Source organism: Conexibacter sp. SYSU D00693 (assembly GCF_017084525.1).
GTDB lineage: Bacteria > Actinomycetota > Thermoleophilia > Solirubrobacterales > Solirubrobacteraceae > Baekduia.
The window spans coordinates 3,710,105-3,728,810 of record NZ_CP070950.1 but is presented as its reverse complement, the minus strand read 5'-3'; the positions used below and the strand labels follow the sequence as shown (position 1 = coordinate 3,728,810).

The window sequence follows — 18,706 nt, the reverse complement described above, 5'->3', positions numbered from 1 at the left end:
TACCGCCAAGTACCTCACCGGGCAACTACTTCAGCTCGGCGCTGCTCTTCCCGAGGAGCTGCCGGGCGACGACGAGCAGCTGGATCTGCTGGGTGCCCTCGAAGATGTCGAGGATCTTGGCGTCGCGCGCCCACTTCTCCAGCAGCTCGGTCTCGTCGAACCCCGCGGCGCCGCAGAGCTCGATGCACGCGAGCGCGACGTCGACGCCCGTGCGGCCCGCCTTCGCCTTGGCCATCGACGCCTGCAGCGAGTTGGGCTTGCCGTTGTCGGCCAGCCACGCCGCCTCCATCGTCAGCAGCCGCGCCGCCTCGAAGTCGGCCTGGAGGGTCAGGAGCTTCGAGGCCGCGGCGCTCTGCGTGAGCGCCGGCTTGTCGAAGTCGACCTCGAGGCCGGCCTTCGCGAGCACCTGCTCCGTGTGCTCGATGCACGCGCGCGCGACGCCGACCGCCATCGCGGCCACGAGCGGGCGCGTGTTGTCGAACGTCTGCATCGCGCCGGCGAAGGACTTCTTCGTGTCGATCTCCGGCGAGCCCAGGAGGTCCTCCTTGGGCACGCGGCAGTCCTCGAGGCGGAAGGCCGCGGTGTCCGACGCGCGGATGCCGAGCTTGTGCTCGAGGCGGTCGAGCTTCATCCCCGGGTTGGAGCGCTCGACGACGAACGACTTGATCGCCGCGCGGCCCTGCGAGCGGTCGAGCGTCGCCCACACGACGACGAGGTCGGCGCGCTCGCCGGCGGTGACGTAGATCTTCTCGCCGTTGAGGACGTACTCGTCGCCGTCCAGGACGGCCGTCGTGCGGATCGCCGAGGCATCCGAGCCGGCCTCCGGCTCGGTGATCGCCATCGCCGCCCACTTGCCCTCGTAGCGGGCGAGCTGCTCGTCGGTGGCGACCGATGCGATGGCGCTGTTGCCCAGGCCCTGGCGCGGGATGGAGAGCAGCAGGCCGACGTCGCCCCAGCACATCTCCATGATCGAGAGGGCGGTCGAGAGGTTCGAGCCGTTGCGGTTGCCCGTGTCGCCGTCGCCGCCCGAGCGCCGCACGCCGGCCGCGCCCGCGCCGCCGGTGGCCGCGCCCTCGTTCATGCCGTCGATGAGCGCGGCGAGCATGTCGAGCTCGACCGGCCGCTCGTGCTCGCCGAGGTCGTACTTGCGCGAGATCGGGCGCAGCACCTCCTCGGCGACCTGGTGGGCCTGGCCGACGAGCGGCTTGAACTTCTTCGGGACCTCGAGGTCGATCATCAGACGACCAGCGCTCCTTCCATGACGCCGCAGGCCCGCAGGTCGCGGTACCAGCGCTCGACGGGGTGCTCCTTGATGTAGCCGTGGCCGCCCAGCAGCTGGACGCCCTGCGACCCGATGGCCATGCCCTTGTCCGTGCACAGCCGGCGGGCGATGGCGATGGCCTGCGCCGCGTCGGCCTCGCGATCGACCAGCGAGGCGGCGCGCAGCGTGGCCAGCCGCATGCCCTCGAGCTCGATCGCGATGTCGCTCACCGCGAAGGCGACCGACTGGCGGTTGGAGATCGGCTCGCCGAAGGCCTCGCGCTCGTTGACGTACGGGATGACGTAGTCGAGCACGGCGCGGGCGGTGCCGAGGCTCAGCGCGCACCAGCCCAGGCGGGCGCGGCGGACGAGCTCGGCGTAGCCGGCGCCGTCGCACAGCAGGGCGTCGGCGCCGACGTGGACGCCGTCGAGCCGGACCCGGCCGGTGCTCGCCGCGCGCACGCCCATCGCGGGCTCCGGCTCGACGGTCAGGCCGCTCGCGGCGCCCGGCTCGACGACGAAGACGGCGGGACCCGTGGGCGTCTGAGCGGCGACGAGCAGGAGGTCGGCGCTCGCCGCGAGCGGGACGAGCGCCTTCTCGCCGTCCAGGACCCAGCCCGAGCCGGCGTCCTTCGCCGTGGTCCTCAGGGCGAACGGGTCGGGCAGGGGGCCCGGCTCGAGGATCGCCACCGCGGCGGGCGCGACGTCGTCGCCGGTGAAGGCCGGCAGGTAGGTGGCCTGCTGCGTGGCGTCGCCGAAGCGCGCCAGCGCCGTGGCCACGCCGGCGGGCGCGAGCAGCGAGAGCGCGAGGCCCATGTCGCCGTGGGCGAGCGCCTCGGCGGCCAGGACGCCGGTGACCGACGAGCGCTCGCTCATCGCGCCCCCGGCCTCCTCGGGGACGCCCAGCAGCGCGACGCCGAGCTCGGCGGCCTCGGCCGGCAGCGTGTCGGGCGCCGTCGCGGCGGCGTCGGCGTCGGCGGCGATCGGGCGCAGCCGCTCGGTGGCGAAGGCCTTGAGCGACTCGACGACCATCTCCTGCTCGTCGGTCGGCGTCAGGTCGAAGAGGCCGGTCGCCGTGGTCGGGCGCTGGCGCGCGGGCTTGCCGCTGCCGGCGACGCGCTGGAACGTGCGCCCCGCGGTCCCGGCGGACTTGAAGCCCTGCTTCGTGAGCTGGAAGACCGCCTTCTCGGCCTGCTCGCGCAGCCCGAGGCGGTCGAGGGCCGGGGAGCCCGCGGCCACGCGCAGCGCGCGCAGGCCGACGGCCATCCCCCGGTCGGCGATGGTCATGCGTCGTCCTTCCTCCGCGGCCCGGGCAGGCCCGGCACCACGGTCTCGATGAGCAGGTCGGCCGCCTGGGCGGCGGCCATGGCGTCGGGGGTGGCCAGCCACCACCGCGACAGGGACTCGGCGGCGCCGAGGATCGCGTGGGAGCGGGCCTCGACGTCGACGCGCACGCGGGCGCGGTGGCGGGCGGGCACCTGGGCGAGGAACGCCTCGGCGATGAGGCCGGTGAGGCGGGCGCGCTCGGCGGCGATGCGCTCGGCCACCGCGCCGCCCGCGCCACCCGCGGCATCGAAGACGACACGCCAGGCGTCACGCTCGGCGTCGACGAAGGCGAAGAACGCGCGGGCGGCGTCGCGGACCGCGACGGCCGGGTCGGTCGCGCCGCGGATGGCACCGAGGACCACGTCGAAGAGCGCGCCCGCGGAGCGGTCGATGCACGCGAGGAACAGCTGCTCCTTGTTGCCCCAGTAGGAGTAGAGCAGCGGCTTGGTCACCCCGACCGCGGCGGCCACGTCGTCCATCGTCACGGCCGCGAAGCCGCGCTGCGCGAACAGGCTGTGCGCCGCTTCGAGCATCTGCTGCTCGCGCTCGGCGCGCGGCAGCCGGCGGCGTGCGGTGGTGGTCGGACCAGCCACGGCGCCCGAGGTTACCGACGTAGAAGTTTCCATGTCGGTAACCGTGTCATCGGACGGTGTCGCATCGGCGGTCTGGCAGGGTGCGGCCATGGCGCGCTTCGAGCTGCAGGGCAAGGTGGCGCTGGTGACCGGCGCGGCGCGGGGCATCGGCCTGGCCACGGCGACGGAGCTCGCGCGCAAGGGCGCGCGGGTGGTGGTCGTCGACCTCGACCAGGAGGCGGCCGACCGCGCGGCCGAGGTCGTCGGCTCCGGCGCCGTCGGCGTGGCGGCCGACGTGACCGACCGGGCGGCGATGCAGCGCGCGGTCGCCGTGGCCGTCGAGCGCTTCGGCGGCCTGGACGTCGTGGTCGCCAACGCCGGCATCGCGGCGCGGGTGGCCACGGCGCGCGCGACGCCCAGCGAGTCCTTCGAGCGGATCCTCGACGTCAACCTCAACGGCGTCTGGAGGACGGTGGAGGCCGCGCTGCCCCAGGTCGTCGCGCGGCGCGGGCACGTCGTCGTCGTCGCGTCGATCTACGCCTTCGTCAACGGCATGGGCACCGTCGCCTACGCCATGAGCAAGGCGGGCGTGGAGCAGCTCGGCCGCGCGCTGCGCGTCGAGCTCGCCCAGCACGGCGCGAGCGCGAGCGTCGCGTACTTCGGCTTCATCGACACCGAGATGGTCCACCGCGCCATCGACGCCGACGACGAGGTCGGCGCGCTGCTGGGCCTGCTCCCCAGGCCGCTGCTCAGGCGCCTCGCCCCGTCGGTGGCGGGCACGGCGATCGTCCGCGGCATCGAGCGCCGCCGCCCGCGGGTCATCCGGCCGCGCGCGTGGGTCGCCTGGTCGGTGCTGCGCGGCATCGTCAACCCGGTCGCCGACCGCCTGATGGAGCGCGACGCGCGGATCCAGGGCGCGATGCGGCGCGTCGACGCCCGCGAGGGCGAGGAGCAGCCGACGACGGCCTGAGGGTCGGCCTCAGGCCGGCGCGTCGGCGGCCTCGACGTGGGCCAGGACCTTCGCGGCGATGTCCCCCAGGGCGACGAGCTCGTCGGGCTCGAGCGCGTCGAAGAACAGCTCGCGGACGTGCTCGAGGTGCACCTGCTCGGCCGCGACGAAGGCGTCGCGCCCGGCCCCGGTGAGCGCGAGCAGCGCGCCGCGCTGGTCGGTCGGGCACGGCTGGCGCGCGACCAGGCCGCGGTCGACCATGCGGCCGATCTGCTTGGAGAGCCGGCTCTTCTCCCACTCCATGGCGGCCGCGAGCTCGAGCACGCGCAGCTCCCCGCACGGCGCCTTGTCGAGGTTCACGAGCACCTCGTACTCGGCGGTCGACAGGCCCGTGGCCCGCTGCAGGCGGCGACCGAGCGGGCGCATCAGCCGTGCCTGGAGTGACGTGAGCCCACGCCAGGCGTGGCGCTCGGCGGGCGCGAGCCGGACCTTCGACGACGTCACCTGGCGAGCGTAGCGCCGTTCGTTGACATGTCAACGTCTTGGGCTACGATGGTCACCATCAGGTAGTTGACACGTCCACCATCCGAGGGAGCGCATCGTGAACACCGTCGTCTGGATCGTGCAGGGGCTGCTCGCCGCGGCCTTCCTCGCCGCCGGCGCCATGAAGCTCGTGCAGTCCAAGGAGCAGCTGCTGGCCTCGGGCAACATGGACTGGACCGAGGACTTCGCCGAGGCGCAGATCAAGGGCATCGGCGGCCTCGAGGTCCTCACCGCCGTCGGCCTCGTCCTCCCCGCCGTCCTCGACGTCGCGCCGGTCCTGGTCGCCGTCGCCGCGGTCGGGGTCGCCGTGCTGATGCTCGGCGCGGGCGCGACCCACCTGCGCCGCGGCGAGACGCAGATGCTGCCGGTCAACGTCGTCCTCGCCGCCCTCGCGGTCTTCGTCGCGATCGAGCGCTTCGGGCCGGAGGCCTTCTAGCCATGCAGTTCGGGATCTTCTCCGTCGGCGACGTCGGCCGCGACCCGGTGGCGGGTCGCACGCCGAGCGAGGCCGAGCGCCTCAAGGCGCTCGTGGCGATCGCGCGCAAGGCCGACGAGGTCGGCCTCGACGTCTTCGCCATCGGCGAGCACCACAACCCGCCGTTCGTGCCGTCGTCGCCCACGACGTTCCTCGCGCACGTGGCCGCGCTCACCGAGCGGATCATCCTCAGCACCTCGACGACGCTCGTCACCACGAACGACCCGGTGAAGCTCGCCGAGGACTACGCGATGCTCCAGCACCTCGCCGAGGGCCGCGTCGACCTGATGCTCGGCCGCGGGAACACCGTGCCGGTCTACGCCTGGTTCGACCAGGACATCCGCGACGGCGTCGCGCTCGCCCTCGAGCACTACAACCTCCTGCACCGCCTGTGGCGCGAGGACGTCGTGGACTGGGAGGGGCGGTTCCGCTCGCCGCTGCAGGGCTTCACGTCGACGCCGCGGCCGCTGGACGACGTCCCGCCGTTCGTCTGGCACGGGTCGATCCGCACCCCGGAGATCGCCGAGCAGGCCGCCTACTACGGCAACGGCTTCTTCGCCAACAACATCCTGGCGCCGAACTTCCACTTCAAGCCGCTGGTGGACCTCTACCGCCGGCGCTTCGCGCACCATGGCCACGGCGATCCGGAGCAGGCCATCGTCGGCCTCGGCGGCCACGCGTTCATCGCCGACAGCACCGACCAGGCGGTCCGGCGCTTCCGGCCCTCCTTCGAGGGCAGCCCGGTCTACGGGACCAGCTACCGGCTCGAGGACTTCATGCGCGGGACGCCGATGAGCGTCGGCAGCGCGCAGGACGTCATCGACAAGACGATGGAGTTCCGCGAGGGCTTCGGCGACTACCAGCGCCAGCTGTGGAACGTCGACGCGATGGGGCTGCCCCTCGAGGTGGTGCTCGAGCAGGTCGAGCGCCTCGGGACCGAGGTCGTCCCGGTCCTGCGCCGGGAGATGGACGCCGTGCGGGCGCCGGGGGTCCCGGACGGCCCGACGCACGCGAGCCTGCGCGCCGCGAAGTACGGCGACGGGCCGGCGCGCCAGCCGACGCCGAACGCCAACCGCGGCGACAACCTCACCGGCCCGACGCCCTACCAGGACGGCGGGCCCGTCGAGGAGGTGGCGGCGTGAGCGAGCCGGTACGCGTCGTCGTGCTGAGCGCCGGGACGAGCGACCCCTCGACGACGCGGCTGCTCGCCGACCGCGTCGCGTCGAAGGTCGTCGAGGTGCTGGGGCGCGACGGCCGCCAGGCGACCGTCGCGACGGTCGAGCTCGCGCCGCTGGCCACCGACGCGGCGGCGGCGCTCGTCGGCGGTCCGCACAGCGCCGCGCTCGACGAGGCGGTCGGGCTGCTGGCCGGCGCGGACGTCGTCGTGGCGAGCACCCCGGTCTACAAGGCGGGCGTCAGCGGGCTGTTCAAGACGTTCGCCGACGTCCTGGACGACGACCTCCTGGTCGGCACGACGGTCGTGCTCGCGGCGACCGCGGGCAGCGCGCGCCACGCGATGGTCGTCGACGACCACCTGCGGCCGCTGTTCGCGTTCCTGCGGGCGGTCGCGGTGCCGACGTCGGTCTTCGCCGCCCCGGAGGACTGGTCGGACGCGGCGCTGGGGCGGCGCGTCGAGCGAGCGGCCGTCGAGGCGGCGGCGCTCGCCGGCGTCGAGCGCACCATCGCCGGGGGCGCCTGGGGCCACTACCAGCACCAGTTCGACAGCCGGGCCCAGCGCCCGGACGGGGTGGAGACCTCCGTCGACTTCGACACGCCGCTCATGCGCCTGGCGGCCGGTGGGCCGGCCGAGCGCCCCGACGGCCGCGAGGGCTGACTGTCACACGAGGGGCGCTCGTCCGTGGTGCTTGCATGAACCGCACCACGATCGCCCTCCTCACCGCCGCCGCCGTCGCGGCCGGCGGCGCCGGCTCCGCGCTCGCCGGCGAGACGCCCGTCGAGGACTTCACCGCCAAGCGCCACGACGTCGTCCTGCAGTTCGCCGACGGCCGCACGACGAAGGACGACTGCGCCACGGGCAAGCGCGTGGACGACGCCGGGGAGGTCGCCGACCGCGGCCTGTGCCGCGTGTACCGCGACGCCGGGTGGGTCGGCCTCGTCCACGCCGCCCATCAGCGCGGCGCCGCCAAGGTGACCTGGACGCGCGAGTGGAACGCCGCGGGCACCGTGCGCTGGACCTTCGGCGCCGCCGCCCCGGGCGCGGCCTCCACGCCGGCCACCGTCTCCTCATCGGGCGCGCCGAGCGGGTGCGCGTACCGCAACCTGCGCATGCGGCTCGTGCTGGAGGGTCCGAAGGCCGGCACCACGACCAAGCCGGTGACCTACTCGACCTGCGGCACCGCCCGCCGCTAGTCCGCCGCCCGGCGCGCCGCTTGTCCTCCCCCGCACCCACCCCGCACCGCACCCCGCAGGAGGCCTGGCGGCTCGTCGAGGCGCTGTCGGCGGGCCACGGCGACGAGCTGCGTCGCGTGGCCCGCCGGCTGCTGCGCAGCCGGCCCGTCGACCCCGACGACGTCGTCCAGGACGTGCTGATCAGCGCCCAGCGGGCGCTGCTGCGCTCCGACGCCGCGCTCGACCCCGGCTACCTGCACCGGATGGTGCGCAACCGCTGCGTGGACGAGCTGCGCCGCGCCGCCGGGGCGCCGCTGGACGCGGTGCCCGAGGCGGCGCTCGCGGTCGGCGGGCCCGCCGACGCCGTCCTGGCCCGGGAGCTGCTCGCGGAGGTCGTCGCCGACGTCGGCGAGCTGCCCGCCCGTCAGCGCCACGCGCTGCTGGCCCGCCTCGAGGGCCGCCCGCACGTCGAGGTCGCGGCGGAGCTCGGCGTCACGCCGATGAACGCGCGGGTGCTGTCCTCGCGCGCGTGCGCCCGGCTGCGCGCGCGGGCGCGCGCCCGCGCCCAGGACCTCCGAGCGCGGGCCGCGGCGCTCGTGCCCGGCTGGGGCTGGCTGGCCGAGCAGCTCGCGGGTGCGCCGGCGGCGGCGCCGGCGCTGCGCGGCCTGTCGGTCGCGGGCGCCGCGGCCATCGTCGCCGTGGTCCCCGGCAGCGCCGCGCAGCCCGCGGCCTCCGCCCCCGCCCCCGCTGTCGCGCCGGCCAGCGCGCCCCAGCGCGCGCAGGTCATGGTCGCCCCCGCGTCGCCGCCCGCCTCGCCGGGTGCGGCGCCGCGCCGGCGGCCCGCCGCGACGCCGCCGCCCGCCGAGCCCACGCCGTCGCCGTGGGTCCCGGCCGACGTCGACCGCGACGACTGGCAGGCACTTCCCGCGAAGGAGCGCACCTACCTGCGCAAGCGCTCGACGGGCGTGCGCACGAAGCTCGTCCGGCTCGCGTCGGGCGCCGGCTGCGACGAGGCGCGCGAGCCCGGCGTCTACGGCGCCTACTACGACCGCGCCTGCGGGGCGCCTGCGCCCCTACCGCAGGACGACCCGCCGGCTCGCGCTCCCGAGCTGCCCGCCGGTGGCCCGCAGGACGAGGCTGACGCTGCGCCGGTCGCGCAGGAGCCGCCGCCCGTCCCGGGTGAGGCGGAGGCTGACGGTCTGGACGCGGTTGGCCGGGAGGGTGAGCTGCCGGCGGGCGACGAGGACCTCCCGGCGCCCCCGGCGGGCGGTGAGCCGCAGGACGCCCCGGACCCGCTGGCCGGCCAGGACCCGGACCCGGACGGCGCCGCGCCGCAGGGCGGCACGCCGTGACATCCGCGCGGCGGTCCGCCCGAGGGTGAGCCGCCTGCGCGCGCGGGCGGAGGCGGCCCCCGTGGCGCTCGGCGGGCAGCCGCCGAGCTTCGCGGCGACCGCGCGGTACAGCGCCCACCACTGCTGCTCGCCGCTCTCGAGCGCCAGGCCCTCGGACAGGTTGAGGCCGAGCGTGTGGCTGAGCCGCACGCCGGTCAGGCAGGTCGACGGGGTGACGCTGATCTTCTGGCCCTGGAAGCCCGACGCGTCGTAGGTGTCGGCCAGGGCGCCGCGCCACCACTGCAGGGCGTAGCGGCCCTCGGAGTTCTGCGTCATCGTCGTCGACTCGCGCACCCACGCCTCCGGGACGACCTGCGTGCCGTCGGGCGTCCGGCCGCCGTGGCGGAAGAGCTCGCCGAAGCGGGCGAGGTCGAAGACGCGGGCGTAGAGGCCCTGGGAGGCGATCGCGTCGCCGACGCGGTCGGTCATGACCTTCGCGTCGCCGTCCATCTGCGCCGGGGCCCAGAGCTTCTCGCTGATGACCTCGTTGAACGGCTGGCCGTAGACGCGCTCGAGCATCCACGCCAGCACCTGCGTGTTGCCCGAGTTGTAGGAGAACCTCGTGCCCTGCGGCGCCACGCGCGGCAGCGACTTCAGGAACTCGTTGCGCGTCTGGCCCAGCGCGCCGTCGGTCAGCAGGTCCAGCCCCGCCTGGATCCACTGCTGCACCTGGGTGTTGACCGCGAGCACCGGCGTGCCCTCGTCCCAGTGCACGCCGGACTCCATGGCGAGCAGGTTGCGGATCGTCGTCCCCGCCCACGCCGTCCCGGCCAGCTCGGGGACGTAGCGGTCGATCGGGTCCTGCAGCGAGCCGACCTTGCCCTCGTGCAGCGCGATGCCGACGAGCGCCGAGACGAACGACTTGGTCACCGACCACGGCTGGTGGCGCACCGACGACGACCAGCCGTTGACGTAGTGGTCGGCGACGACCTTGCCGTCGTGGAGGAAGGCGACGACGTCGGTCTCCGTCGTGTGCAGGTACTGGCGCAGCGTCTTCGTCGTGCCCTGCCAGGGGTAGCGGACGTCGAGCAGGTCGACGTCCTGGCGCGGCAGCGGCGAGGCCTTCGGGCCGTCGGCCACCGGGACGGTGGGCAGCAGCGCCTCGGGCTTGAAGAGGTCCACGGGCGACGGCAGCAGGATCGTCCGGTCCTGCACGAGGTCCTTGACGACCCCGATCCAGTACTCGGGGTCGGTGACGACCGCGAGGCGCCCGGCGAGGACGTCCTCCTGCGCGGGGACGCCGACCACCGGCTCCTCGGGCTTGGTGATCGTCGCGCCCGGGACGTTCGCGACGACGGCCCGCACGACGTCGCCGGGCACCGGCGCCGCCGCGGCGCTGGTGGGCAGGGCGACGGCGAGCGTCGTCGCGAGGGCGAGGGTCCAGGAGCGTCCGTGCACGGCGGCGACCCTAGCCGAACGTCGTCGTTCAGCAGTCAGTCGGCGACCGGCGTGGCGCGTTCGCGCACCAGGGACTCCGTCGCGGGACGATCGGGCGCGCTCCACAGCGCGAGGGCCAGGAGCACGCGCGCCTTCAGGGGCGCGAGGTCGCCGGCGTCGAGCAGGCCGAGGCGGTGCAGGTCGCGCTCGGACCCGGGGAAGCCGTAGGTCTCGGCCAGCAGCCGGCCGCTGCCCGTCCGCGACGCCGCCACCACGGGCACACGCGCGACGGCGTCCTGGAGCACGTCCACGAGGGGCTCGGGCACGTGCCCGGCGCCCATCGCCGCCAGGACGACCCCGACGCCGCGACGGGCGTGGCTCGCGGCGGGCGCTGCCGCAGCCGGCGCGTCGTGACCGTCGCCCTGCGTCGCCCGCGCGGCGGCCGCGTCGTCTCGACCTCGGTGGCCGTCGACGGGCGACGGCCGCGGACGTGGGCGGGCCTGCGCTCGCGCGTGCGGGTGGACCTCCGCGGGCTGGCCCGCGGCCGCCACCACGTGCGCATCGCCCTGCGGCTGCGCGGCGGCCGGACGGTCGTGCAGCGGCGCACCCTGCGCACCTGCTCGCCGCGCCGCTGACCCAGGTGGCCGGATCGTCGGGGTGGGCGTCCGGAACGCCCTCTGGTACCCCCTGGGGGTACCGCGTAGCCTGCCGGCCATGACGCTCTCCCACCCCGCTCTCACCTTCACCCGCCACTACGTCGAGATGGTCCTCGTGATGGTCGCCGGCATGCTCGTCCTGGGTGCCGGGATGGCCGGCGTCGCCGAGCTCGCCGGCCCCGGCATGGACGCGCTGCGCGACGACGCGCCCGCGCTCGTCCTGGCCGGCATGTGCGTCTCGATGTGCGTCCCCATGACCGCGTACATGCGCTGGCGCGGCCACGGCTGGACCCCGACGACCGAGATGAACGCGTCGATGGTCGTCCCGACCCTCGCTGCGATCGCGTTGCAGGCGACCGGCACGCTCGAGACGACGCACGACGCGCTGATGGTCCAGCACGTCGCGATGCTGCCGGCGATGCTCGCCGTGATGCTGGCGCGCCGCGGCGAGTACGCGGGCCACGCGCACCACTGAGCACGGCGCCGCGCCCGGGCCGCCAGGACGGCCCGGGCGCAGCGGCCGTGGCTAGACCCCGAGGCCGGCGGGGACTCGCGGCGCCGGACGCGCGGGGCGCGCGGCCGGGACGCGGACGGCCTGCGGGCGCTCGACGGGCTCGGGCGTCGCCGCGGGGACCGGCTGGGCGTCCGTGCCGTCGTCGAGGAGCTTGTAGAAGGCGGTGCCGATGGCCAGCGCGACGGCGATGATGAGCGTGAGCGTCCCCGCCACGGCGGCGACGGACGCGGCCGTCCACATCCAGGCCTCGACGCCGATGACGCCGTAGACCACCGCGAAGGCGGCGCAGATGAAGAGGCCGGGGGAGCGGTCGATGAGCTTCATGGGAGGAGCATCGGCGACCGCCGTGGCCGCGACCTCCGCAAGGAGGACGCGACCGACCTGTGGAGCTCTACGGAGCCGCTAGCGCGGCGGGCGCTGCGCCAGCTGGGCGCGCACGCGGGCGGCGGCGCTGGTGCTGGTGGCGGCGACGCGGGCGCGGCGCCAGCCGGCCTGGGCGCGCAGCTCGCGCAGGTAGTCGGTCACGACGAGCGCGCTGGACGACATCGAGGCCGTGGTGGTGCGGCTCTCGCTGGACGACACGGACTGGGGCACGACGGTCCTCCTGGGCAGGGCGGGCGATCGACCTTCCCAGATCAGGACTTTGTTGTCATCCGCAATTTTCACAGAGAGGTTTGTGGTGTGACGACGAGGGCTCAGCAGCGCACCGGCGCGGCGCGCCCGGGGTCCAGCGCGTTGCGCACGAGCTGGAGGACCACCGGGTCGAAGGCCACGAGCGCGTGCTCGGAGAGGTCCCCGGGGCAGACGTCCTGGACCACGACGTTCGTCCCGCCGTCGCGCATGACGCCGCTCGTGTACGGCTGCACGAGCTCGTCGTAGCGGGTCATGATGTTCGTGTGCTCGATGCCGGGCACGGCCTCGCCGTCGGCGTTGAGGTCGTTGAGGTACGCCGAGCCCTTGAGGAACTGCGGGCAGGACCCGCAGAGGCTCGCCACGAGCTTCACCGCGAGCTTCACCGCGAGGTCGCCGAGCACCGGCGGCGCCAGGGCCTTGAGCGTCGCGAGGCCCAGGACGTCGGTCCCCCGCCACAGGGGCGTGAGCGCCACGAAGCGCTTGACCTTCGGGGCGCCGCCGAGGCGCTCGAGGTAGTACCGCGGCATGACGGTCCCCTCGGAGTGACCGACCAGGTCGACCTGCGACGCGCCGGTCGACGCGAGCACACGGTCGACGAACGCCCGCAGCTCGGGCGCGCTGCGCTCCATCGGGATCGTGCCGCCCGGGCGGTAGGGCAGCAGCGCCGTCCGCGGGTCCACGCCGTAGGTCAGGAAGTACACGCACCACCCCGCCTGCGCGAGGCGCGGCGCCAGGTAGCCCCAGTTCGTCGGACCGTTCGCGCCCAGGCCGTGGACGAGGACGAGCGGCCGCGGGTGCTCGGCGCTGGGCTCGCAGGTCCAGTCGTTGACGCCCTGCGACGCGGCGCTCGCCGCCGTCGTCGCGCCGCCGGCGAGCAGCGCACACGCCGTCACCGCCGCCAGGACCCCGCCCCTCATCCGCCGCACCGCGTCGCCTCCTGCTCGTGGACGGTGCGAGCCTCCCACAACGAGGGCGGTCGCCGCCGGGCGTGCCGACGAAAGCAGCCCGGCGGCGTGCCCGTACGCCATCGTCACATGGACCACGAAGCTGTGTCAACTTGACCAGTCAGCTCCCGGTGACCGTCCGATCCGGATGGCGGGTCGAGCGCGAGGCGCAGCTGCTCCCCGAGGCCCGGACCGTCGAGGTTGGTGACGGTGACGCCCACGAGCGTGATGCCGCGGGCGCGCAGGAGCGGGACGGCGGCGTGCAGGAGGCCCCGGGCGGCGGTGAGCAGCGGGGGCGCCTCCGCCGTCGCGCGGTGCAGCGTGCACGAGCGGGTGGTGCGCGACATGTCGCGGTGGCGCAGGCGCAGGACGACCGTCCGGCCCGCCCGGCCGGCGCGCTGCAGGCGCTCGGCGACGCGGTCGACGAGTCCGGCGAGCGCCTCGTCGACGTCGCGCAGCGTCCGCGGGCGCCGGCCGAGGGAGCGCTGAGCGCCGAAGGAGCGGCGTCCCCGCCGGCGCTGGACGGGCCGCAGGTCCTCGTTGCGGGCGATCGTGTGGACGTAGCGCCCGGCCGCCTTGCCGGCCAGGCGCATGAGCGTCGCCTCGTCGAGCCCCGCCGCCTGGCCGACGGTCAGGACGCCGTGGGCGCGCAGCCTGCCCGCCGTCGCCGGTCCGACGCCCCAGACGTCCTCGAGCGCGAGCGGGTGCAGGAAGGCCAGCTCGTCCGCGGGGGCGACCACGCGCAGGCCGTCGGGCTTCGCGGAGCGGCTCGCGAGCTTCGCCAGGACCTTCGTGCGGGCGACGCCGACCGTCAGGGCGAGCCCGGCCTCCTCGCGCACCCGCGCGCGCAGCGCGGTGGCGAGCTCGCCGGGGTCGCGGCCGACGTCGCGGACGTCGAGGAAGGCCTCCTCCATCGAGCCCGCCTGGACGATCGGCGCGGCCTCGCGGAAGGCGGCGAAGAGCTGGTCGCTGGCCTCGCGGTAGGCCGCGAAGTCGGACTCGACGACCACGAGCTCGGGGCACCGCCGGCGCGCGGCGGCGGGGGCATCCCGCCCCGCACCCCGAAGGCGCGCGCCTCGTAGGAGGCCGCCATGACGACCCAGCCGCCGACCGCGACCGGCCGCCGGCGCAGTGCCGGGTCGTCGCGCTGGGCCACCGCCGCGTAGAACGCATCGGCGTCCGCGTGGAGGATCGGGGTGGCGCACGACACGAACAGATGTTCGCACCGTCTGCGGCGGAACTGCGCAGGTCGCGCCGGAGCCCCGACGCGCGGTTAGGGTCGCGCCGATGCTCATCCGGACCCCTGACCTGATCACCGCCGGCTGGCTCGCGGAGGTGCTCGGCCGCCGCCTCGAGCTGCTGGACCGCGCGCGGATCGGCACGGGCCAGATGAGCCAGAGCCACCGCGTGCGCTTCCGCGACCCGGCCGGCGGCGGCGCCGAGGAGTCCGTCGTGGTGAAGCTCGCCTCCGACGACACGACGAGCCGCGCGACCGGCGTGGGCATGGGCGCCTACGCGCGCGAGGTCCGCTTCTACCGCGAGCTCGCCGACCGGCTGCGCGGGCCGCTCGCCGGCTGTCACCTGGCGACCTACGACGAGGCCGACGGCTGGTTCACCCTCGTGCTCGAGGACGTGGTCGACGGCGCCCAGGGCGACCAGGTGACCGGCTGCACGGCGCCGGAGGCGCGCCAGGCCGTGGAGGCGATGGCCGCGCTGCACGCGCCCGTCCTGGGCGACCTCGGGCTCGCGGTGGAGGGCTGGCTGAACCCCGACTCGCCGCTGACGCAGGCGCTGCACGCGGCGCTGCTGCCGGGCTTCCTCGAGCGCTACGCCGACCGCCTGGACCCGGCGCACGTCGAGGTCGCCGAGCGCTTCGTGCTCAGCCACGACGCCTGGGTCGCCGACCGCCGGCCGCCGCTCGGGCTCGTCCACGGCGACTTCCGCCTCGACAACCTCCTCTTCTCGCCGGGCGGCGTGACGGTCGTGGACTGGCAGACCGTCGGCTGGGGGCCGGCGGTGACCGACCTGTCCTACTTCCTGGGCACGAGCCTGACCACCGAGGAGCGCCGCGCCCACGAGCGAAGCCTCGTGCGCGCCTACCACGAGGCGCTGCTGGCCCGCGGCGTGGACGCGCTGAGCTGGGAGACGTGCTGGGAGGAGTACCGCCGCCAGACCTTCCTGGGGCTGCTCATGGCGACGATCCCGCCGATGGTCGTCGAGCGCACCGAACGCGGCGACGACATGTTCATGGCGGTCTTCGCGCGCGTGTGCGCGCAGGTCCTCGACCTCGACGCGCTCGACCTGCTGCCCAGGCCAGGCGGCGGGTCCGCGCAGCCCGCGCTCGTCCCCGACGCCCAGGACGAGGGGCGCCACACGCCGGGGCCCGAGCCGCTGTGGAACGAGAGCTGGTACTTCGACGCGGTGAGCGCCGACGGCTCGCTGGGCGTCTACGCCCGCCTCGGCCGCCTGCCCAACCAGGGCATCGCGCTCTACACGGCATGCGTGTGCGGCCCGGAGCGCCCGACGGTCATGCTCGTCGACGCCGCGGCACCGCTGCCGGCGCCCGACGACGACGTCCAGCGCCTGGAGACCGACCGCTACGCCGCCGAGCAGCGCTGCGAGGTGCCGCTCGAGCGCTGGCGCGTGGTCCTGCGCGGGACGGGCGCCGCCCACGACGACCCGGCGGACCTCCTGCGCGAGGGCGAGGAGGGCCAGCCGGTGGAGGTCGAGCTCGACCTCGTGTGGGAGACCGACGGCGCGCCGTACCGCTGGCGGATCGGCGCGCGCTACGAGGTCCCGTGCCGGGTGCGCGGGACCGTGCGCGTGGGCGACGACACCTTCGAGCTCGACGGCCCGGGCCAGCGCGACCACTCGTGGGGCGCGCGCGACTGGTGGGCGACGGACTGGATGTGGAGCGCCTTCCACCTCGGCGAGGGCACCCACACGCACATGGTCACCACGCCGCAGTTCCCCGGCCGCGGCGTGGGCTACTGCCAGGAGGGCGGGGCCGTGACCGAGCTGGGCGAGGCGGGCTCGGCCCTCGTCGAGCGCCCGGACGGCCTCGTGGCCGGCGATCGCCTCGACCACGGCGCCGCCGGTCCCGCCCTGGACGTGGAGCCGCTCGCCTACGGCCCGATCCTCCTGCTGGCGCCCGATGGTCGGCGCTCGCACTTCGTGCGCGCGATGGCGCGCGTGCGCGCCGGGGACGGCCGCGAGGGGCTCGGGTGGATCGAGTGGAACCGGGTGCAGCAGGCGGCCCCGGCCACCGCCTGAGGCGTGCCGCTCCCCGTCGGCTGCGACCCGCTCGGGGCGCTGCACGTCGCGCCGGTGCGGCTTCCGGCCTTCGGCAACCGGGGCGCGCTGCACGACGGCGGTCGGCAGGCGGTGCGCGGGTGGCAGGGCCGGCGGTGGATCACCTGCGTGCCCGCGTTCCGCGGGCGCTCGCGCGGCGGGCCGATGCCCGAGGCCGGCGGGTACACCGGCCTCTTCTTCCGCGACGAGGCGACGGCGCTGGCCGCCGGTCACCGGCCGTGCCTGGAGTGCCGGCACGCCGACGCCAGGGCGTTCCTCGCCGGCTCCTCGGCTGCGAACGTCACCGAGCTCGACGAGCGCCTGCACCACGAGCGCCTTCGCGCGGGCGCCCGCCCGCGCGACGGCCTCGCCGCAGGGCGCCGGCTCCACGGCGAGGTCGACCCCGCCGCGCTGCCCGTGGGCGCGATGGTGCTCGACGCGGCCGGGGCGCCCTTCGTCGTCACCGCGGACGGCCCGCGGGCGTGGGCCTTCGGCGCGCTGCGCGACGACGCTCCCGCGCCCGGCCCGCTGCTGCTCCTCACGCCGCCCACCTCCGTGGCCGCGCTCGAGGCCGGCTTCGCCCCGCGCGACCACCCGCTCGTCGCCGGTTAGGGTCGCGCCCATGGACTCCGCCAAGCCCGTGCCCACGCCGGTCGAGCAGGCACCGCGGTTCGTCGGCCTCGTCACGCTGGTCATCGGCGTCGCGCTGCTCGTGGCGCCGCGGCGCTTCGGGCCGTTGGCCGACCTCGAGCCGGGCCCCGCCCGCGCCGTCGGGGCCGCCGACCTGGCGCTCGTCCCGGGTCTGCTGTCCGGCCGCAACCCCGCGCGGTGGATGCTCGCGCGGGGAGCGCTCAACCTCGTCTTCGCCGCCCACTTCCGCGAGGTCGGCCGCCGGCGCGACGCGAAGCGAGCCCGGCTGACGCAGAAGGCGATGCTGGCCCTGACGGCCGCCGACACGGCGACGGCCGTCCAGCTGCGCGGCCGCTAGGTCGGTGCTCTTCCGCCAGCTGACCCACGACGACCTCGGCTGTGCGAGCTACCTCGTCGGCGACGAGGACGCCGGCGTCGCGGCCGTCGTCGACCCGCCGCTGGACGTCGGGGAGGTCCTGCGCCTCGCGCGCTACGTCGGCGTGCGCATCGCCCACGTCCTGGAGACCCACACCCACGCCGACCACGTCTCCGGCCACGGCCGGCTGGTCGCCGCCACCGGCGCGACGATCCACGTGCACCGGCTGGCCGAAGCCGCCTACGACCACGAGCCGATCGAGGACGGCTGGGAGCTCGAGCTCGGCTCGCTCACCATCCGCGCGCTGCACACCCCGGGCCACCGCCCCGAGCACACCGCCTTCGCGCTCGTCGACCGGGCGCGCAGCGCCGAGCCGTGGGCCGTGCTGACGGGCGACTCGCTGTTCGTCGGCGACGTCGCGCGGCCGGACCTGGCGGTCGAGCGCGAGGCGGGCGCCCGCGCGATCTTCCGCTCGCTGCACGACCGCCTGCTGGCGCTGCCCGACACGACCGAGGTCTGGCCCGGGCACCTCGGCGGCTCGCTGTGCGGCGGTCCCGGCATGGACCTCAAGGTCGCCTCGACGATCGGCTTCGAGCGCACCAACCAGCCGCTGCTGGCCATCGCGGACGAGGCGGAGTTCGTCGCGCAGGCGACCGCCGCGCTGCCGCCCCAACCACCGAACTTCGAGGCGATCGTCGAGCTCAATCGCGGGCCGTTGCTCACCGGTGCGCCGGCGAGCGCCCCGCTCACGCCGCGACAGGTCCTCGAGGCGGCCGAGGGCGGCGCGCTCGTCGTCGACGTCCGCACCGACCTGCAGTTCGACGAGGCCCACGTCCCGGGCGCGGTCTCGATCACGGCGCTGCGCGCCGGCTTCGGCTCGAAGCTCGCGTGGCTGGCCCGCGCCGACGAGCCGCTGGTGCTCGTCGGCCGCGACGACGAGGACGCCGCGCACGCCGCGCTGCTCGCCGCCGCCGTCGGCGTGCGCACGGTCACCGGGCACCTCGCTGGCGGCATGACGTCGTGGCGCGAGGAGGGGCTCGCCGTCGAGCGGATCGCGCGCATCACCGTGCCCGAGCTGCGCGAGCGCTGGGAGCCCGCGGGCCAGGGCGTGCAGCTCGTCGACGTCCGCGAGGCCGACGAGTGGGCGGCCGGGCACGTCCCCGGCTCCCTCCACGCGCCCTACCACGGGCTGCGCGAGCGGCCCGAGGGCCTGGACCCCGACCGCCCCGCCGCCGCCATCTGCGCGTCGGGCCAGCGCGCCGCGGTCGGGGCGAGCCTCCTGCGCCGCCTCGGCGTGCGCGACGTGCTGCACGTCGTCGAGGGCGGTGTCCCGCGCTGGGCGCGCGAGGGCGGCCCGGTGCAGCGCGCCTAGGGCGGGCGGGTTCGGGCCAGGACGCGGCGCTCAACCCGGGTGGACGGA

General features: G+C 75.7%; 21 protein-coding genes and 2 pseudogenes. 12 read left to right on the top strand and 11 right to left on the bottom strand.

The window, feature by feature from the left end; translation table 11 throughout:
- Positions 1-25 precede the first annotated feature (25 nt).
- Genes JUB12_RS18460 through JUB12_RS18450 form a run of 3 tightly spaced genes read right to left on the bottom strand, consistent with a single transcriptional unit; the run spans position 26 to position 3,179 of the window.
- Positions 26-1,237 carry an acyl-CoA dehydrogenase family protein gene (locus tag JUB12_RS18460; RefSeq protein WP_205696900.1) on the bottom strand — a complete coding sequence of 404 codons (1,212 nt, stop codon included), beginning with the start codon at positions 1,235-1,237 and terminating at the stop codon, positions 26-28.
- Positions 1,237-2,547: an acyl-CoA dehydrogenase family protein gene (locus tag JUB12_RS18455; RefSeq protein ID WP_241004318.1), complete on the bottom strand. Its 1,311-nt coding sequence runs from the start codon at positions 2,545-2,547 to the stop codon at positions 1,237-1,239. Before JUB12_RS18455 ends, JUB12_RS18460 begins: the two co-directional genes overlap by 1 nt.
- A complete protein-coding gene (locus JUB12_RS18450) occupies positions 2,544-3,179 on the bottom strand; it encodes a TetR/AcrR family transcriptional regulator (protein ID WP_205696899.1) in 636 nt (211 codons plus the stop codon). Before JUB12_RS18450 ends, JUB12_RS18455 begins: the two co-directional genes overlap by 4 nt.
- An 88-nt stretch (positions 3,180-3,267) precedes the next feature.
- Here JUB12_RS18450 and JUB12_RS18445 point away from each other — a divergent pair, with 88 nt between their 5' ends.
- The gene (locus JUB12_RS18445) at positions 3,268-4,128 is read left to right on the top strand and encodes a short-chain dehydrogenase/reductase (RefSeq protein WP_205696898.1); all 861 of its coding nucleotides are present in this window, start codon (positions 3,268-3,270) and stop codon (positions 4,126-4,128) included.
- A 9-nt stretch (positions 4,129-4,137) separates the two neighbouring features.
- Here the strand turns inward: JUB12_RS18445 and JUB12_RS18440 are convergent, their stop codons facing one another.
- Positions 4,138-4,611, bottom strand: a complete 474-nt coding sequence (locus tag JUB12_RS18440) for a MarR family winged helix-turn-helix transcriptional regulator (protein WP_205696897.1) — start codon at positions 4,609-4,611, stop codon at positions 4,138-4,140.
- A gap of 97 nt (positions 4,612-4,708) precedes the next feature.
- Here JUB12_RS18440 and JUB12_RS18435 point away from each other — a divergent pair, with 97 nt between their 5' ends.
- From JUB12_RS18435 to JUB12_RS22230, 5 genes and pseudogenes are all read left to right on the top strand, one after another.
- Positions 4,709-5,086, top strand: a complete 378-nt coding sequence (locus tag JUB12_RS18435; protein ID WP_205696896.1) for a DoxX family protein — start codon at positions 4,709-4,711, stop codon at positions 5,084-5,086.
- 2 nt (positions 5,087-5,088) lie between these two features.
- On the top strand, positions 5,089-6,267 hold the full coding sequence (locus JUB12_RS18430) for a CE1758 family FMN-dependent luciferase-like monooxygenase (protein ID WP_205696895.1): 1,179 nt from the start codon (positions 5,089-5,091) through the stop codon (positions 6,265-6,267).
- Positions 6,264-6,959 carry a CE1759 family FMN reductase gene (locus JUB12_RS18425; protein ID WP_205696894.1) on the top strand — a complete coding sequence of 232 codons (696 nt, stop codon included), beginning with the start codon at positions 6,264-6,266 and terminating at the stop codon, positions 6,957-6,959. The genes JUB12_RS18430 and JUB12_RS18425 overlap by 4 nt, the downstream gene beginning before the upstream one ends.
- A 35-nt stretch (positions 6,960-6,994) precedes the next feature.
- Positions 6,995-7,495 carry a hypothetical protein gene (locus JUB12_RS18420; protein WP_205696893.1) on the top strand — a complete coding sequence of 167 codons (501 nt, stop codon included), beginning with the start codon at positions 6,995-6,997 and terminating at the stop codon, positions 7,493-7,495.
- Positions 7,390-8,010: pseudogene (locus JUB12_RS22230) on the top strand (sigma-70 family RNA polymerase sigma factor); the annotation flags it as partial. The gene JUB12_RS18420 and the pseudogene JUB12_RS22230, both read left to right, overlap by 106 nt.
- A gap of 537 nt (positions 8,011-8,547) precedes the next feature.
- Here JUB12_RS22230 and JUB12_RS18415 read toward each other — a convergent pair.
- A complete protein-coding gene (locus tag JUB12_RS18415) occupies positions 8,548-10,263 on the bottom strand; it encodes a serine hydrolase (protein WP_205696892.1) in 1,716 nt (571 codons plus the stop codon).
- A gap of 35 nt (positions 10,264-10,298) precedes the next feature.
- Positions 10,299-10,568 carry a hypothetical protein gene (locus JUB12_RS18410; protein ID WP_205696891.1) on the bottom strand — a complete coding sequence of 90 codons (270 nt, stop codon included), beginning with the start codon at positions 10,566-10,568 and terminating at the stop codon, positions 10,299-10,301.
- Here JUB12_RS18410 and JUB12_RS18405 point away from each other — a divergent pair, their 5' ends adjacent.
- Together JUB12_RS18405 and JUB12_RS18400 are read left to right on the top strand one after the other, a co-directional pair.
- The gene (locus JUB12_RS18405) at positions 10,569-10,877 is read left to right on the top strand and encodes a hypothetical protein (protein ID WP_205696890.1); all 309 of its coding nucleotides are present in this window, start codon (positions 10,569-10,571) and stop codon (positions 10,875-10,877) included. It begins immediately after the preceding gene.
- A gap of 79 nt (positions 10,878-10,956) precedes the next feature.
- Positions 10,957-11,373 (top strand): hypothetical protein, encoded by a 417-nt coding sequence (locus tag JUB12_RS18400; RefSeq protein ID WP_205696889.1) that lies wholly within the window; start codon positions 10,957-10,959, stop codon positions 11,371-11,373.
- A 51-nt stretch (positions 11,374-11,424) separates the two neighbouring features.
- Here the strand turns inward: JUB12_RS18400 and JUB12_RS18395 are convergent, their stop codons facing one another.
- The 5 genes and pseudogenes from JUB12_RS18395 to JUB12_RS22410 form a co-directional block, all read right to left on the bottom strand.
- Complete coding sequence (locus JUB12_RS18395) at positions 11,425-11,736, bottom strand: hypothetical protein (RefSeq protein ID WP_205696888.1); 312 nt, start codon at positions 11,734-11,736, stop codon at positions 11,425-11,427.
- A gap of 78 nt (positions 11,737-11,814) precedes the next feature.
- Positions 11,815-12,006 carry a hypothetical protein gene (locus JUB12_RS18390; protein ID WP_205696887.1) on the bottom strand — a complete coding sequence of 64 codons (192 nt, stop codon included), beginning with the start codon at positions 12,004-12,006 and terminating at the stop codon, positions 11,815-11,817.
- 101 nt (positions 12,007-12,107) lie between these two features.
- A complete protein-coding gene (locus JUB12_RS18385; RefSeq protein WP_205696886.1) occupies positions 12,108-12,962 on the bottom strand; it encodes an alpha/beta fold hydrolase in 855 nt (284 codons plus the stop codon).
- A 113-nt stretch (positions 12,963-13,075) separates the two neighbouring features.
- Positions 13,076-13,999 (bottom strand): DNA polymerase IV, encoded by a 924-nt coding sequence (locus tag JUB12_RS22225; RefSeq protein WP_256436521.1) that lies wholly within the window; start codon positions 13,997-13,999, stop codon positions 13,076-13,078.
- Positions 14,000-14,091: 92 nt separating this feature from the next.
- Positions 14,092-14,145, bottom strand: a pseudogene (locus JUB12_RS22410) (hypothetical protein); the annotation flags it as partial.
- A gap of 131 nt (positions 14,146-14,276) precedes the next feature.
- Here JUB12_RS22410 and JUB12_RS18370 point away from each other — a divergent pair.
- From JUB12_RS18370 to JUB12_RS18355, 4 genes are read left to right on the top strand one after another with little or no spacing between them, the layout of a single operon-like run.
- Entirely contained in the window at positions 14,277-16,262 is a 1,986-nt protein-coding gene (locus JUB12_RS18370; protein WP_205696883.1) for a phosphotransferase family protein, read from the top strand.
- A 3-nt stretch (positions 16,263-16,265) separates the two neighbouring features.
- Complete coding sequence (locus JUB12_RS18365) at positions 16,266-16,892, top strand: hypothetical protein (protein WP_205696882.1); 627 nt, start codon at positions 16,266-16,268, stop codon at positions 16,890-16,892.
- 10 nt (positions 16,893-16,902) lie between these two features.
- Positions 16,903-17,268 carry a hypothetical protein gene (locus tag JUB12_RS18360; RefSeq protein WP_205696881.1) on the top strand — a complete coding sequence of 122 codons (366 nt, stop codon included), beginning with the start codon at positions 16,903-16,905 and terminating at the stop codon, positions 17,266-17,268.
- Between the two features lie 4 nt (positions 17,269-17,272).
- On the top strand, positions 17,273-18,658 hold the full coding sequence (locus tag JUB12_RS18355) for a rhodanese-like domain-containing protein (RefSeq protein ID WP_205696880.1): 1,386 nt from the start codon (positions 17,273-17,275) through the stop codon (positions 18,656-18,658).
- Positions 18,659-18,706 lie beyond the last annotated feature (48 nt).